Annotated in this window: 14 protein-coding genes; 10 read left to right on the top strand and 4 right to left on the bottom strand. The window is 66.0% G+C overall.

Going from position 1 to position 15,650, the window contains the following annotated elements:
* The first annotated feature begins 8 nt into the window (after positions 1-8).
* Complete coding sequence (locus XnspCFBP7698_RS09085; protein ID WP_123137385.1) at positions 9-2,456, top strand: S8 family serine peptidase; 2,448 nt, start codon at positions 9-11, stop codon at positions 2,454-2,456.
* Positions 2,457-2,613: 157 nt separating this feature from the next.
* Here XnspCFBP7698_RS09085 and smpB read toward each other — a convergent pair whose 3' ends face one another.
* On the bottom strand, positions 2,614-3,117 hold the full coding sequence (smpB, locus tag XnspCFBP7698_RS09080) for an SsrA-binding protein SmpB (RefSeq protein WP_005988385.1): 504 nt from the start codon (positions 3,115-3,117) through the stop codon (positions 2,614-2,616).
* 60 nt (positions 3,118-3,177) lie between these two features.
* On the opposite strand from smpB, the gene XnspCFBP7698_RS09075 reads away from it, so the two are divergent.
* The gene (locus XnspCFBP7698_RS09075; RefSeq protein WP_104580004.1) at positions 3,178-3,609 is read left to right on the top strand and encodes a type II toxin-antitoxin system RatA family toxin; all 432 of its coding nucleotides are present in this window, start codon (positions 3,178-3,180) and stop codon (positions 3,607-3,609) included.
* On the top strand, positions 3,606-3,887 hold the full coding sequence (locus tag XnspCFBP7698_RS09070) for an RnfH family protein (protein ID WP_104580005.1): 282 nt from the start codon (positions 3,606-3,608) through the stop codon (positions 3,885-3,887). The genes XnspCFBP7698_RS09075 and XnspCFBP7698_RS09070 overlap by 4 nt, the downstream gene beginning before the upstream one ends.
* A gap of 141 nt (positions 3,888-4,028) precedes the next feature.
* Here the strand turns inward: XnspCFBP7698_RS09070 and bamE are convergent, their stop codons facing one another.
* Positions 4,029-4,424, bottom strand: a complete 396-nt coding sequence (gene bamE, locus XnspCFBP7698_RS09065) for an outer membrane protein assembly factor BamE (RefSeq protein ID WP_104580006.1) — start codon at positions 4,422-4,424, stop codon at positions 4,029-4,031.
* A gap of 104 nt (positions 4,425-4,528) precedes the next feature.
* Between bamE and fur the strand changes: the two genes are divergently transcribed.
* Positions 4,529-4,939, top strand: a complete 411-nt coding sequence (gene fur / locus XnspCFBP7698_RS09060) for a ferric iron uptake transcriptional regulator (protein WP_005988392.1) — start codon at positions 4,529-4,531, stop codon at positions 4,937-4,939.
* A gap of 690 nt (positions 4,940-5,629) precedes the next feature.
* Here fur and recN read toward each other — a convergent pair.
* A complete protein-coding gene (gene recN / locus XnspCFBP7698_RS09055; protein ID WP_039403283.1) occupies positions 5,630-7,294 on the bottom strand; it encodes a DNA repair protein RecN in 1,665 nt (554 codons plus the stop codon).
* A gap of 137 nt (positions 7,295-7,431) precedes the next feature.
* Between recN and hrcA the strand changes: the two genes are divergently transcribed.
* The 6 genes from hrcA to XnspCFBP7698_RS09025 all read left to right on the top strand — a co-directional run bounded on the left by hrcA (position 7,432) and on the right by XnspCFBP7698_RS09025 (position 15,062).
* Positions 7,432-8,463, top strand: coding sequence for a heat-inducible transcriptional repressor HrcA (gene hrcA, locus XnspCFBP7698_RS09050; protein WP_039403282.1), 1,032 nt, complete (start codon positions 7,432-7,434; stop codon positions 8,461-8,463).
* Positions 8,464-8,561: 98 nt separating this feature from the next.
* A complete protein-coding gene (grpE, locus tag XnspCFBP7698_RS09045) occupies positions 8,562-9,080 on the top strand; it encodes a nucleotide exchange factor GrpE (protein ID WP_047696740.1) in 519 nt (172 codons plus the stop codon).
* Between the two features lie 142 nt (positions 9,081-9,222).
* Positions 9,223-11,151 (top strand): molecular chaperone DnaK, encoded by a 1,929-nt coding sequence (gene dnaK, locus XnspCFBP7698_RS09040; RefSeq protein WP_104580007.1) that lies wholly within the window; start codon positions 9,223-9,225, stop codon positions 11,149-11,151.
* 139 nt (positions 11,152-11,290) lie between these two features.
* On the top strand, positions 11,291-12,418 hold the full coding sequence (gene dnaJ / locus XnspCFBP7698_RS09035; RefSeq protein ID WP_047696736.1) for a molecular chaperone DnaJ: 1,128 nt from the start codon (positions 11,291-11,293) through the stop codon (positions 12,416-12,418).
* 608 nt (positions 12,419-13,026) lie between these two features.
* A complete protein-coding gene (gene pdxY, locus XnspCFBP7698_RS09030; protein WP_104580008.1) occupies positions 13,027-13,935 on the top strand; it encodes a pyridoxal kinase in 909 nt (302 codons plus the stop codon).
* Positions 13,932-15,062, top strand: a complete 1,131-nt coding sequence (locus XnspCFBP7698_RS09025; RefSeq protein WP_104580009.1) for a prephenate dehydrogenase — start codon at positions 13,932-13,934, stop codon at positions 15,060-15,062. The genes pdxY and XnspCFBP7698_RS09025 overlap by 4 nt, the downstream gene beginning before the upstream one ends.
* Positions 15,063-15,300: 238 nt before the next feature.
* On the opposite strand, the gene XnspCFBP7698_RS09020 is transcribed toward XnspCFBP7698_RS09025, so the two are convergent.
* On the bottom strand, positions 15,301-15,495 hold the full coding sequence (locus XnspCFBP7698_RS09020) for a hypothetical protein (RefSeq protein ID WP_104580010.1): 195 nt from the start codon (positions 15,493-15,495) through the stop codon (positions 15,301-15,303).
* Positions 15,496-15,650: the final 155 nt, after the last annotated feature.

The raw sequence follows: 15,650 nt of genomic DNA, 5'->3' as shown, positions 1-15,650 counted from the left end.
GCGAAGCGATGGCGACAGGCAAGCCCCCACGTTCACGCACGCGGCGCGCCATGTCGCGCACGGCCGGCGACACCGAACCCGCATCGTCGCGCCAGCGAGTGCAACGCACCCGGCAGGCGAATGAACCGGCTGTCGCCGCCACGCGCGTGCAGGGCAAGGCGCGCACCGTGATCTATATCCATGGCATCGGTAACAAGCCGCCGGCCGAGGTGTTGCGGTGCCAGTGGGACAAGGCGCTGTTCGGGCGGCCGATGGGGGAGCGCACCCGGCTTGCGTACTGGGTCAATCGCGAGCGCTATCCGGTTGCTGAGCCGGGCACTTGCGATGCACGCGATGTGGGGCCGGCGCTCAACCAGGGCGTGCAACGCGCATTGAGCACGCTGGGGGTGGTGCCGGGCGAGCAGGATCTACATCTGCTTGCAGACGCGCTGGCGCAGGGCGAACAGGAGCGGTCGGATCTGCATCGCCTGCTCGACGAGCTGGATGGCAAAAGCGGCGCGGGCAGCGTACAGGCCAAGGGGCCGGTCGATGCGGTCAATCGGGTCCTGCTGCGGCTGATCTCCGCAGCGCTGCTGCAGGACGTGCATGACTTTTTTTTCGTACCGGCGCGTGCCGCATTGATGCGCGACAGCCTGGTGCAGCGGTTGCGCTCGGGCGGCGGGCCGTTTGTGGTGGTCGCACATAGCCAGGGCTCGATGATTGCCTACGACGTGTTGCGGCAACTGCGCGCCGCCGACTGCGAGGTGACGCTATTTTTAACCCTGGGATCGCCGCTTGGGCTGCCGCAGGTGCGCAGTATGTTCAAGCGCTGGACCGGCACCCGCAAGCTGCCGTTTCCCGACTGCGTCCGGCAGTGGATCAACGTGGCCGAAACGCGCGACCCGATCGCGCTGGACCCGGATCTCACCGATGACATCGCCAATGCCAAGGGACGTTTTGACAACCTGGCCGGCGCGCGGCTGAATCCGGACTGGCAGCACAACGCCCACTCGGGCTCGGGCTATCTGTCGATCCCGCAGGTGCGCGCTGCCGTGCGTCAGGCGGTTGGCGTCGGCTTCGATCAACCGGTGTCCAACGCGGTGTTGATCAAGGATCTCAGTGAGCAGCTCGAAGCGCACGGCCCCGACCATCGGCACGAGGTACTGATCGAGCTGGATCGGCGGCTGTCGGGGCACGACCCGGGCAGCGTGCGTGCGCTGCTGCTGCGCCAGCTGCGTGAGACCGCCGCACGCAGCACCGGCCTGACAGGCGATGCCCTGGATGAAGCGATCGAACTGGAAGATGGCCTGCAGCGGTTCGTCTCGGCCCGGTTGACCCGTTTCGAAATCGAATCGCTGCAGGACCGCTATCGCGCATTGGGCTTTCGCCGGGTGTGGCGTGATGCCGGCAAGCGCGCGCTGATTCACGTCTCCGGCAACGTGCTGCACGCCGATGCCGCGCGCACGGCGTATCGCGCGCGCGGGCAGGAGATCGGCTGGGCAGTCCTGGATACCGGCATCGCGGCCGGGCATCCGCATTTCTTCGCCAAGGGGCAGCGCGACAACGTGGTGGCGCAATGGGATTGCACGCGGCGCGGCGCGCCCAGGCAACTGACCCGCGCCGATGGCGAAGCGTTCACCCGGCTCGATCGGCATGGGCACGGCACGCACATTGCCGGCATCATCGCCGGCCAGTGTCAGGCGGTGATTGCCGATGCGCACGGCACGCCCGGTCGCCCGCTCGAGTTTGCCGGCATGGCGCCGGACGCCCGGCTGTATGGTTTCAAGGTGCTCGACGATGCAGGCAATGGCCGCGATTCGTGGATGATCAAGGCGGTGCAGCAGGTGGCCGCGATCAACGAACGCGCTGGCGAACTGGTCATCCACGGTGTCAACCTGAGCCTGGGCGGCTATTTCGACCCGGAAAGCTACGGCTGCGGCTTTACCCCGCTATGCAACGAGCTGCGGCGGTTATGGCGGCAAGGCGTGCTGGTGGTGGTGGCCGCCGGTAACGAAGGGCTGGCGTGGCTGATGGGCAAGGATGGCGATGCCTATCCGGCCAACATGGACCTGTCGATCAGCGATCCGGGAAATCTGGAAGACGCCATCGTGGTGGGCTCGGTGCACAAGAGCAGCCCGCACAACTATGGCGTGTCGTATTTCTCTTCGCGCGGTCCCACCGCCGATGGCCGCGGCAAACCCGACGTGGTGGCGCCGGGCGAAAAGATCGTCTCGGCCTACTACGACTTCGACCCGAAAGACCCGGCCAGCCTGATGGTGGAAATGAGCGGAACCAGCATGGCCGCACCGCATGTCTCAGGCGTGCTGGCCGGGTTTTTATCGGCGCGCCGCGAGTTCATCGGCTTCCCCGACCGGGTCAAGCAACTGCTGCTGGACACCAGCACCGACCTGCAGCGCGATCGCTACGTACAGGGCAGGGGAGTGCCGAATTTGATGCGCATGCTTGGAAAGACGTGAATCGCGAGTTGGGAATCGGGAATCGGGAATCGGGAATCGGGGATCGGGAATCGTAAAAGCGTGCCTGGTCGTGCGATGCGGCAGCTAGACTCGCGGCAAGTCAGAAGCAGCCCCCGCTGTTGCGATTCCCAATTCCCAATTCCCGATTCCCGGCACCTCAGGCATCACGATTATGCCGGCGCATCACGCGCTGCTTGTCGCGTTGCCAGTCGCGGTCCTTGGCGGCGTCGCGCTTGTCGTGATTCTGCTTGCCCTTGGCCAGGGCAATTTCCAGCTTGACCTTGTTGCTGCTCCAGTACAGCGCGGTGGGCACCAGGGTATAGCCCTCGCGCTCGACGCGGGTGAGCACCTTGTCGATCTCGGCCCGGTGCAGCAGCAGTTTGCGGTCGCGTCGTTCCACCGGCACCGTGTGCGTGGAGGCCTGGATCAGCGGGGTGATCTGGGCGCCGATCAGGTAGATCTCGCCGGAACGGACATACGCGTAACCGTCGACGATGTTGGCGCGGCCGGCGCGGATCGCCTTGATCTCCCAGCCCTGCAGCGCCAGACCGGCTTCGTAGCGTTCTTCCAGGTGGTATTCGTGGCGCGCACGCTTGTTCAGGGCGATGGTTTTCGTGGCCTTCGCGCCGTTTGCTTTATCCTTGGATGGTTTCTTGCTCATGCCGCCATTGTCGCCGATTCGGCGTCGTCAAACGATCTTCCGTCTTTCACAAGTTAGCGAATGCCTATCATCCGTCGCAGCGCCCTGGTCGAACACAGCGCCTCCCGCATGTTCGATCTGGTCAATGATGTCGCCGCCTATCCGCGCCGCTTCGGCTGGTGCGACGCTGCCCACGTGCTCGAGCAGGACGATGCGCACATCGTGGCGCGCCTGGATCTGGGCTTGGGCTCGTTCCGCACCTGGTTCACCACCGAGAACATCCTCGAACGCCCCGAGCGCATCGTGATGCATCTGCGCGACGGGCCGTTCAAGCGCCTGGAAGGCCTGTGGGAATTTCAGGCCCTGGGCGAGAACGCGTGCAAGGTCAGCCTGACCCTCGAAGTGGAGACCAGCTCGCGTTTGCTGGGCCCGGCGCTGGCGCTGGGCTTCCAGGGTCTGGCCGATCGCATGGTCAACGACTTCGTGCGCGTCGCCGACCGCGGGGACGTATGACGGTGCAGGTCGAGGTCGTCCTGGCCTGGCCTGACCGCTACAGCAGCGTGCAGCTGGAGGTGCCGCAGGGTGCGACGGTTGCCGAGGCGGTGGCCTCCTCCGGGCTGGCGCGGGATTGCACGCCTGCCGCGCTGGCGATTCACGGTGTGGTGGTGCGGCCGGAGCAGGCACTGCGCGCGGGCGACCGGATCGAATTGCTCAGGCCGCTGCTGCTGGACCCCAAGGAAGCGCGTCGTCGACGGGCTGCGCCCGACCGGAAGAGCGGATCCGGCACGTAGTTGCACGGTTGTCCATCGTCGTCAGGCGAAGTGTTATTGAGCGAACTGTTCCGCACAGATGGAACAAAAAAACCGGCATCACTGGCCGGTTTTCAAGGCGCTGCACAGGGCCGGGCAATCGCCCGACCTGCAACCGGGCCATCAACGGCCGCGTTGCTTCTTCTTGTCGCGGGCCAGGTTGCGGCCGAACTGCTTGGGCGCGGACTTGGCCAGCTGCTCGTCCTGCGACGGGAAATAATCGCCTTCCCAACGCGCCACCTGATCGTTCTCGAAGAACACGGTGAAATTCTTGACTTCGGTATGCGCCAGGCGGTCGACGCGCTGGGTGGACGTGTAGTCCCAACGCTGCGCATGGAACGGGTCGGGAATGGACGGCGTCCCCAGCAACGCGCTGACCTGCTGCTTGCTCTGGCCTACCTGCAGTTGCTCCACGGCGTTCTGCTTGATCAGGTTGCCCTGGTAGATCGGCTGCTTGTAGATGATGCCGCAGCCAGCGGTGGAAAGAGCAATGGCGGCGACCAGCAGGAGATTGCGCATCGGGGAGTAAGTGCTGAGGAAATCACGCCGATGATACACTCCCGCCGGTCGCCGCGACCCGTTTGATGGCAGCTGGCGCTAAATCGCCAATGAACGGAGAACATATGGAAACCCACGACCTGCGCAAAGTCGGGCTCAAGGTGACCCATCCGCGCATGCGGATCCTGGAGTTGCTCGAACAGAAGAGCAACCAGCATCACCTCAGCGCAGAAGACATCTACCGGCAGCTGCTCGATCACGGCGACGAGATCGGGCTGGCCACGGTGTACCGCGTGCTGACGCAGTTCGAAGCCGCCGGCCTGGTGCTCAAGCACAATTTCGAGGGCGGGCAGGCCGTATACGAGCTCGATCGCGGCGGCCACCACGACCATATGGTCGATGTGGATACCGGCCACGTCATCGAGTTCGAAAGCGAAGAGATCGAAGCGCTGCAGCGCCAGATTGCGGCCAAGCACGGCTATGAGCTGGAAGAGCATTCGCTGGTGCTGTACGTGCGCAAGAAGCGTCCGCGCTGAGCCAGGTGTATCGCAGGAGGGAATGAGGAGGCGGCTTCGGCCGCCTTGTGCGTTGTGGGGTGTGTTGGTGGATTTGATGCACGGGCTTGCCCCCATCCGCCCTTCGGGCACCTTCCCCCGCAGGCGGGGGAAGGGAGCAGTCGGTGGTCAGTCGAAGTGCAACCGACATCGCGCTCAGCCAGGCATCCCTTCTCCCGCTGGCGGGAGAAGCTGGCGCACAGCGCCGGATGAGGGGCGACACCGTATACGGCTGTCGCGCCTGTCGTGGTCGCGTCGCCGCGATGTCGCCCCCATCCGCCCTTCGGGCACCTTCCCCCGCAGGCGGGAGAAGGGAGTAGGTGGGTCGTCAGTTGCAGTGCAACCGGCAGATCACGCGTAGCCAGGCATCCCTTCTCCCGCTGGCGGGAGAAGGTGGCGCGCAGCGCCGGATGAGGGGCGACACCGTGTACGGCTGTCGCGCCTGTCGTAGTCGCGTCGCAGCGATGTCGCCCCATCCGCCCTTCGGGCACCTTCCCCCGCAGGCGGGGGAAGGGAGCCTCGTCAGCGGAGCAAGGGCGTCTTGTAGACGAGTGTAGGGAGTTACGTCAGTGGAAAGGAACTCTCGCAAGCGCACGACGGTCGTGCTGCCACGCGTCATCACTGCCGCCGCCGTCGCACCGGCGTAGCGGCACTAGGCGCTGCCGGCCCCGATCAGGCGCTTTGCAACAGCTTGCGGGCAGCCGCGCGGGCTTCCTTGCTCACTTCCACGCCGCCGAGCATACGCGCCAGTTCTTCCTGGCGGGCCTGCGGGCCGAGCAGTTCGACCGCGCTCTGGGTCATGCCGTCCACCGGTGCCTTGCTGACCCGGTAGTGCGCGTGGCCCTTGGCCGCAACCTGCGGCAGGTGGGTCACGCACAGCACCTGGCGTTCTTCGCCCAGGGCGCGCAGCTTTTGCCCGACGATATCGGCCACCGCGCCGCCGATGCCCGAATCCACTTCGTCGAACACCATGGTCGGCACGCTGTCCAGGCCGAGCGCGGCCACCTCGATGGCCAGCGAGATACGCGATAGCTCGCCGCCGGAGGCGACCTTGCGCAGGGCACGCGGCGGTTGCCCGGCGTTGGCGGCTACCAGGAATTCCACCCGTTCGGCGCCGTTGGGGTCCGGCCGGGCGCTGTCGTGTGGCTGCAGCTGGATCAGGAATTGCCCACCGCCCATGCCCAGTTCGCCGATCAGGGTGGTGGTGGCGGCCGACAGGGCCTCGGCGGCGCTCTGGCGGCTGGCGCTGAGCACGCTGGCCGCACTGCGCCAGACGCCGGTGGCGGTGTCGATGTGCTTGTCCAGCTGCTGCAGGCGCTCGTCGGCGCCGCGTAGGCTCTCCACCTCGGCGCTCAGGTGGTCGCGGTGGGCGGCCAGCTCGTCCGGGGCGACGCGATGTTTGCGCGCCAGGTCGTGCAGCCGGCCTAGGCGGCGTTCCATGGCCTCGAACTGGGCCGGGTCGGCGTCCAGGTCGTCGCGCACGCGGTCGAGCAGGGCCAGTGCCTCTTCGATCTGGATCACGGCGCTGTCCAGCAGTGCGTCCACCTCACCCAGGCGCGGTTCGTGCTCGGCCACGCGGGCCAGATCGTGTCGACTGTCCTGCAACAGGCCCAGCGCGCTGGCGCCGTCGTCACCGTTGAGCTGTTGGGCCACGCTGTCGCAGGCGCCGATCAGCGCGGTGGCATGGGCCTGGCGGCGGTGATTGACGTCCAGGGCGGCGATCGCGGCCGGGTCCAGGTCCTCGCGTTCCAGTTCGGCAAGTTGGTGCTCGAGGAAGCCGATGCGGTCGGAGACATCGCCCTGCGCCGACAGCGCGTCGCGCTCGTCCAGCAGTGCCTGCCAGCGCTGGCTGGCCTGGCGCACCTGCTCGCGCTGGGCGCTGTTGCGGGCATAGGCGTCGAGCAGGGCGAGCTGGCTGTGGCGGGCCATCAGGGCCTGGTGTTCGTGCTGGCCATGGATTTCCACCAGCCGGGAGGCCAGTTCGGCCAGTTGCGAGGAGGTGACCGGGCGGCCGTTGATCCAGGCACGCGAGCCGCCGTCGGCGCGGATGATCCGGCGCAGCTGGCACTGGGCATCGTCATCCAGTTCGTTGTCGGCCAGCCAGGCCAGGCCGGGGTGCTCGGCCGGCAGCTGGAATTCGGCCGACAGTTCGGCGCGGTCGGCGCCGTGGCGCACCACGCCGCTGTCGGCGCGCAGGCCGGACAGAAAGCCCAGCGCGTCCACCATCAGCGACTTGCCAGCGCCGGTTTCGCCCGACACCACGGTCATGCCCGGCCCGAATTCCAGTTCGGTGGCACGGACAACGGCGAAATCCTTGATCGAGAGGTGTCTGAGCATGGGGTCGAGTGTGAACGCTTTGGGGAAGCTTAGGGTGGGAGGGGCAGACGGGGAATCAGGCGCTTGCCATCCCCGGGGGCAGACATTATCTATGCCCAGTCTCACCGGATGATCCCATGCGCGCGTCCCAGTCCCCAATGCTCGATCCCCGCGCCCGCCAGTTGCTGCGCACGCTGATTGCGCGCTATATCCGCGACGGCGAGCCGGTGGGCTCCAAGACGCTGGCCCAGCATGCGGGGCTGGATGTCAGCCCGGCCACCATCCGCAACATTCTTGCCGACCTGGAAGATGTGGGCCTGCTCAGCTCCCCGCACACCTCGGCCGGGCGCATTCCGACTGCACATGGCTACCGGGTCTTCGTTGACAGCCTGGTGCAGATGCAGCCGCCCGGCGAAGACGAAGTGCGCCGGCTGCGCGCGGAGCTGGCCAGCGGCAACGGCACCCAGTCGTTGCTGGGCAGCGCCTCGCAGATGCTGTCGGCGATGAGTCACTTCGTCGGGGTGGTCAGCGCGCCGCGGCGCGAGCAATTTGCGTTCCGGCACATCGATTTCGTGGCGCTGGACGCGCGCCGGGTGCTGGCGATCCTGGTGTTTGCAGACAACGAGGTGCAGAACCGGGTGATCGAGCCGCGCCGCGCCTACGAGCCCGCCGAGCTGGAACGGGTGGCCAATTACCTCAATGCGCAGTTCGCCGGGCGCGCGCTGTCGGACATCCGCGTCAGCCTGCTGCGCGAGCTGCGCATGGCCAAGAGCGAGATGGAGCAGCTGCTGGCGCACAGCGTGGACCTGGCCAGCGAGGCGCTGGTGCCGGCCGATGCCGACGACATGGTGATGGCCGGGCAGACCCGCCTGATGGGCGTGCAGGACCTGTCGGACCTGGACCGGCTGCGCGAGCTGTTCGAGGCCTTCGCCAGCAAGCGCGAGATCCTGCAGCTGCTCGAACGCACCATCCAGGCGCCGGGCGTGCGCATCTTCATCGGCGAGGAAACCGGCATGGTGTCGCTGGACGATGTCTCGCTGGTCACCGCGCCATACACTGCCAACGGCCAGGTGCTGGGCGTGCTGGGCGTGATCGGTCCCAAACGCATGGCCTATGACCGGGTGATTCCGCTGGTGCAGACCGCCGCCGAGGTGCTGGGCGCGGCCATGGAGCCGCCCGGCGCGCGATAACCGACGGCGATCGGCGCGATTGTTTGCTTGAAACGCGCGCGAGCGCCCACATACGGGGTGACGTTGGGGCGGGCGTTCCGCTTGCCCGGGAACTGCACATGAACCAAGACCACCCCGAATTCGACTCCGAAGACCTGTCCCAGAACCCACCCGAGACCGATCCGCTCAAGGCCGAGATCGAGTCGCTGCGCAGCGAGATCGCGTTGGTCAAGGCCGACGCCCTGCGCGAGCGCGCCGACCTGGAAAACCAGCGCAAGCGCATCGCGCGCGATGTCGAGAACGCCCGCAAGTTCGCCAACGAGAAGCTGCTGGGCGAGCTGCTGCCGGTGTTCGACAGCCTGGACGCCGGGTTGACCGCCGCCGGCAGCGAACCCAGCCCGCTGCGCGATGGCCTGGACATGACCTACAAGCAACTGCTCAAGGTCGCTGCCGACAACGGCCTGACCCTGCTCGACCCGGTCGGCCAGCCGTTCAACCCCGACCAGCACCAGGCGATCAGCCAGGGCGAGGCCGAAGGCATTGCGCCCGGCCACATCGTGCAGGTGTTCCAGAAGGGCTATCTGCTGAACGACCGCCTGCTGCGCCCGGCCCTGGTGGTCGTGGCCAAGCACGACTGACCGGCAGCGCCCGGCTGAACTGCCAGGCGCGCCGGTGAAACACAGATGCGCACGGATGGCTTGAACACCTGCGCACCACCCCCACATCTCAGCCAGACCCGGCGTCGCCGGACACAGCTACAGAATCATCAGGAGCGTATCCATGGGCAAGATCATTGGTATTGACCTCGGCACCACGAACTCGTGCGTGGCGATCATGGACGGCGGCAAGGCCCGCGTCATCGAAAATTCCGAGGGCGACCGCACCACGCCCTCGATCGTCGCCTACACCAAGGACGGCGAAGTGCTGGTCGGTGCCTCGGCCAAGCGCCAGGCCGTGACCAACCCGAAGAACACCTTCTACGCAGTGAAGCGCCTGATCGGCCGCAAGTTCACCGACGGCGAAGTGCAGAAGGACATCTCGCACGTGCCGTACGGCATCCTGGCGCACGACAACGGCGATGCCTGGGTGCAGACCAGCGATGGCAAGCGCATGGCGCCGCAGGAAATCTCCGCGCGCGTGCTGGAGAAGATGAAGAAGACCGCCGAAGACTTCCTCGGCGAGAAGGTCACCGAAGCGGTCATCACCGTGCCGGCGTACTTCAATGACAGCCAGCGTCAGGCCACCAAGGACGCCGGCCGCATCGCCGGTCTGGACGTCAAGCGCATCATCAACGAGCCGACTGCGGCAGCCCTGGCCTATGGCCTGGACAAGAACGGCGGCGACCGCAAGATTGCCGTGTACGACCTGGGCGGCGGTACCTTCGACGTCTCGATCATTGAAATTGCCGAAGTCGATGGCGAGAAGCAGTTCGAAGTGCTGGCCACCAACGGCGACACCTTCCTGGGCGGCGAAGACTTCGACAACCGCGTCATCGAGTACCTGGTCGACGAGTTCAACAAGGACCAGGGCATCGATCTGCGCAAGGATCCGTTGGCGCTGCAGCGCCTGAAGGACGCCGCAGAGCGCGCCAAGATCGAGCTGTCGACCAGCCAGCAGACCGAAGTGAACCTGCCGTACGTCACCGCCGATGCCTCGGGCCCGAAGCACCTCAACATCAAGTTGACCCGTGCCAAGCTCGAAGCGCTGGTCGAGGACCTGGTCAAGAAGTCGATCGAGCCGTGCCGCACCGCGTTGAACGACGCCGGCCTGCGCGCCAGCGACATCAACGAAGTAATCCTGGTCGGCGGTCAGACCCGCATGCCGAAGGTGCAGCAGGCGGTGGCCGATTTCTTCGGCAAGGAACCGCGCAAGGACGTCAACCCGGACGAAGCCGTGGCCGTGGGCGCTGCGATCCAGGGCGGCGTGCTGGCCGGCGACGTCAAGGACGTGCTGCTGCTGGACGTGACCCCGCTGTCGCTGGGTATCGAAACCATGGGCGGCGTGTTCACCAAGATCATCGAAAAGAACACCACTATCCCGACCAAGGCTTCGCAGACCTTCTCCACCGCCGAAGACAACCAGTCGGCCGTGACCGTGCACGTGTTGCAGGGTGAGCGCGAACAGGCCCGCTTCAACAAGTCGCTGGCCAAGTTCGACCTGTCCGGCATCGAGCCGGCGCCGCGCGGCATGCCGCAGGTGGAGGTGTCCTTCGACATCGACGCCAACGGCATCCTGCACGTCTCGGCCAAGGACAAGAAGACCAACAAGGAACAGAAGGTCGAGATCAAGGCCGGTTCGGGCCTGTCGGACGAAGAGATCCAGCGCATGGTCGCCGACGCGGAAGCCAACCGCGAAGAAGACAAGAAGTTCCAGGAGCTGGTGCAGACCCGCAACCAGGCCGATGGCCTGATCCACGCCACCCGCACCGCGATCACCGAGCATGGCAGCAAGGTCGGTGGCGATGTGATCGGCAAGGTGGAAGCGGCGCTGTCGGATCTTGAGACCGCCATGAAGGGCGACGACAAGGCGCAGATCGAAGCGCGCAGCAAGACGCTGGAAGAAGCCGGCCAGTCGCTGTACGCCGCGGCTGCCGCAGCAGAGCAGGGCGGCAACGCCGATGCGGCCAGCGGCAATGCGCAGGCCTCCAAGGCCGCCGACGACGTGGTGGACGCCGAGTTCACCGAGGTCAAGGACGACAAGAAGGCGTGAGTCGGGAATAGGGAATAGAGAATCGGAGGAGCGGTGCTGCGGCATCGCTCCTTCGCTGTTCTGGACCCCACCGAACGCTGATTGATTTGAGGATGTACGCTTTGAACGATTCCCTTCTCCCGATTCCCGATTCCCTGTCATGAGCAAACGCGATTACTACGAAGTGCTGGGCGTGGCCCGTGGCGCCAGCGACGAAGAGCTGAAGAAGGCGTATCGGCGTTGTGCGATGAAGCACCACCCGGACCGCAACCCCGGCGACGCTGCCGCCGAAGCGGCGTTCAAGGAGTGCAAGGAAGCCTACGAAGTGCTGTCCGATGGCAATAAGCGTCGTGCCTACGACGCGCATGGCCATGCGGCGTTCGAGCACGGCATGGGCGGTGGTGGCGGGCCTGGTGGCCCGGACATGGGAGATATCTTTGGCGATATCTTCGGCAATATTTTTGGCGGTGGCGCCGCCGGTCCGCGCGCTGCGCGACGTGGTGCCGACGTCGGTTACGTCCTGGAACTGGATCTGGAAGAAGCCGTCGCCGGCATCGAGCGACGCATCGAGATCCCGACCCTGATCGAGTGCACGCCATGCCATGGCAGCGGCTCGGAAGACGGCAAGGTCGAGACCTGTGGTACCTGCCATGGACGCGGCCAGGTCCGCATCCAGCGCGGCATCTTCGCGATGCAGCAGAGCTGCCCGCATTGCGACGGGCGCGGCACGTTGATCCAGAACCCGTGCAAGACCTGCCACGGGGCAGGGCGCGTGGAAGAGGACAAGGTGCTGTCGATCAAGGTGCCGGCCGGCGTGGATACCGGCGACCGGATTCGTCTTGCAGGCGAGGGCGAGGCCGGTCCGGCCGGCACGCCGCCGGGCGACCTGTATGTGGAAGTGCGCGTGCGTGAACATGCGATCTTCCAGCGCGATGGCGACGACCTGCATTGCGAAGTGCCGATCCGCATCTCGCAGGCGGCGCTTGGCGATACCGTCCGCGTGGCGACCCTTGGCGGCGAGGCGGAAATTCGCATCCCGGCTGAAACCCAGACCGGCAAGCTGTTTCGCCTGCGCGGTAAGGGCGTGCGCTCGGTGCGCAGCCGCAGCGAAGGCGATCTGTATTGCCGCGTGGTGGTGGAAACGCCGGTCAACCTCACCGCCGATCAGCGTGAGCTGCTGCAACAGTTCGAGGCTACGTTCACCGGTGAGGATGCGCGCAAGCATTCGCCCAAGTCGGCCACCTTCATCGATGGCGTCAAGGGTTTCTGGGACCGCATGACGTCGTAAACGACGTCTGTCTCGCGGGGAGCGACAGGAGACGCCATGCGTTTCCCGTCGCGGCAAGACCTCATTCCTTCTCCCATCGGAAGAAGGTGCCCGAAGGGCGGATGAGGGTGCGCGTGCAGGGCATCCGTCGCTCGCGGTGGATGACGCAATCGTGTCCTCAGCACTGCCAGAACACGGCAGAAAAACGATCTAGCTTCTCCCATCGGGAGAAGCTGCCCGAAGGGCGGATGAGGATGCGCGTGCAGGGCATCCGTCGCTCGCGGTCGATGACGCAATCGTGTCCTCTGCAACGCCAGAAAACGGCAGAAAAACGATCTTCCTTCTCCCATCGGGAGAAGGTGCCCGAAGGGCGGATGAGGGTGAGCCTGCAGGGGCATCAGCCGCTCGTCCCTCAATCGATGGCCGAACGTGGCAGCCACTGCCCTCGCATCATCATGGACACGCCAGGCGCGGTCTTGGCAACGCTCAATCGCGCTCGGTATGGCAATGCATCGAGCAGCTGCCATCTCGTGCCATCTGTACACGCCGGATCACACTGATCCACTACCCGCGTATCCGCTCACGCGTTCGGAGGATAATGGCGTCATCTCTTCGAAGACGGCCACCCCATGAGCGATGCAACCGACAGCCACCTCGTCCACGGTCGCCGCCAGCGCCCCGACGGTCCTTCGCCGATCGATGTGATCTCGGTGCAGTCGCAACTGGTCTACGGTCACGCCGGAAATAGCGCTGCGGTGCCGCCGCTGCGCGCGCTGGGGCTACGTGTGGCCGAAGTGCCGACGACGCTGCTGAGCAATGCGCCGTTCTACGCGACCCTGCGCGGGCGCATCCTGCCAGCCGACTGGCTGGCGGATTTGTTGCTCGGCGCCACCGAACGGGGCCTGCCGCAGCGCGCACGCATGCTGGTCTCCGGTTACTTCGGCAGCCTGGCCAATGGCGAAGCCTTCGCCGATTGGCTGGAGCAGACCTTGCCGCAGGCGCCGCAGCTGCGTTACTGCCTGGATCCGGTGATTGGCGACACGCACACCGGTCCCTACGTCGAACCGGGACTGGAGCGCGTCTTTGCCGAACGCCTGCTGCCGCACGCCTGGCTGGTTACGCCCAATGCCTTCGAACTGGGGCGATTGACCGGCATGCCCAGCCTACAGCAGGACGATGCCATCGCCGCCGCACGTGCCTTGCTGGCACGCGGGCCGCAGTGGGTGCTCGCCCACAGTGTGGCCGGTGCAGCAGGCGAGCTGGTCACCCTGGCGGTCAGCACGGAGGCGGTCTATCGCTGGGCCAGCCCGCATCTGCCTGTGGACGTGGCCGGCACCGGCGATGTGCTGATGGCCCTGCTGATCGGCTTATTGCTGCGCGATGTACCGTTTGAGCAGGCGGTGGGCCACGCGCTCAGTGGCGTGCACAGCGCACTGGAGGCGACCTTGGCGGCGGGGTACGAAGAATTCGACGTGCTGGCCGCCGCGCCGGCTGCGCTTGCGGCATCGCCGCGCTTTGCCGTCGAGCGCCTGGCATGATTCCCCAGCCGGTCGTCGGCATCGTCGGCATTGCCGGCGCGTACGGACGCTGGCTGGCGCAGTTCCTGCGCACGCGCATGCAGCTGGAAGTGATCGGCTTCGATCCTGCCGACAGTGGCGGCATCGACGAAGCCACCCTGGCGCAGCGGGCGGACGTGCTGATTTTTTCCGCGCCCATTCGCCACACCGCCGCCTTGATCGAGCGCTATGTCGCGCTTGCCGGCGCGCGCGCGGCATCGCAGCTGTGGATGGATGTCACCTCGATCAAGCAGGCGCCGGTGGCGGCGATGCTGGCATCGCCGGCCGAGGTGGTCGGCCTGCATCCGATGACTGCGCCACCCAAGTCGCCCACGCTGAAGGGGCGGGTGATGGTGGTGTGCGAAGCGCGCCTGCAGCGCTGGTCCACATGGGTACAGGCCTTGTGCACGGCCCTGCAGGCCGAATGCGTCTACGCCACGCCCGAGCACCATGACCGGGTGATGGCGCTGGTGCAGGCGATGGTGCATGCCACCCATCTGGCACAGGCCGGCACCTTGCGCGACTACGCGCCGCTGCTGGGCCAGTTGCAGGCCTTGATGCCGTATCGCTCGGCATCGTTCGAGCTGGACACGGCGGTGATCGCGCGAATTCTCTCGCTCAACCCCGCGATCTACGAAGACATCCAGTTCGGCAACCCGTACGTGGGCGAAATGCTCGACCGCTTGGTCTTGCAGCTGCAACAGCTGCGTGCACTCGTCGCGCAGGGCGACGATGCCGCACGCGCGCAGTTCCGGGCCCGGTTCCTGCACGACAACGCGCAGGCCCTGCAACACGACGCATTGGCCGCCGGCAACTACACCTACGAACGGGTGGGCTATCTGCTGGCAGATCTCACCGAGCCGCTGACCCTGAGCGTGTACCTGCCGGAAGACCAGCCTGGTTCGCTGCGCGCGCTGTTGCATGTGTTCGAGCAGCATGGGGTGAATCTGTCGTCGATCCATTCCTCGCGTACGCCGGTGGGCGAGTTGCACTTCCGGATCGGCTTCGAGCCCGACAGCGACCGGGTGGCGCTGACCCAGGCCGCGAGCGAGATCGACCGCAGTGGCATCGGGCGCGTCCTGGAACGGTCGGATCGCGCCATCAGTTGAAGCCCTGTCGGTTCACTGTCCGACGCTTGTGCGTTCACCGTAGCGCACTCGAGCGTGCACATGCGCCGCGCAGTTGTTCGGTGCGCTAAGACAGCGCCTGCGCGAAGCACAGGCAGCCGCCAACAGTTTCATCCACACAGGGTGTGGATGAAAGCTGCACAAGCATGTGGATAACCGGGCGCAGCCCTTGCGCGGCAAAGGCTGCCAGTTGGCTGGTCAAAAAATGATCAACACCGTCTCAAGGCATGGAAAGCTGCAGCTCGCCGCCTTCGGTCACGAAACGCTGGCCTTGCCGCTGCAGATGGCGGCCATCGGGTAGCTCATACCGCGGCGCGGCATGCGTTTCGGATGTGGATGCGTGCTCGTCGCGGAACTCGATGATGATGTACGGCTCGCCATCTGCACCAATCGCGGGAAATTGCCGGAAAGACATAGGCACCTCTGAAAGAGTCGAGGGTTGCAATGCGGATCATCGGCCCGCACCACCAGCGCGTGCTGGCACGCCGAGCATGCGTAGCCACGTGTTACCCCGGCGTCATCGCGCAATCCGGTGACAGCGGGAAGGTCGAGCCCGCTGGGCGCGCTGCT

Origin of the sequence: Xanthomonas sp. CFBP 7698 (genome assembly GCF_003600855.1) — a bacterium.
GTDB lineage: Bacteria > Pseudomonadota > Gammaproteobacteria > Xanthomonadales > Xanthomonadaceae > Xanthomonas > Xanthomonas cannabis.
Note: the sequence above shows the minus strand (reverse complement) of the source record. Positions and strands in the feature narration are given on the sequence as shown.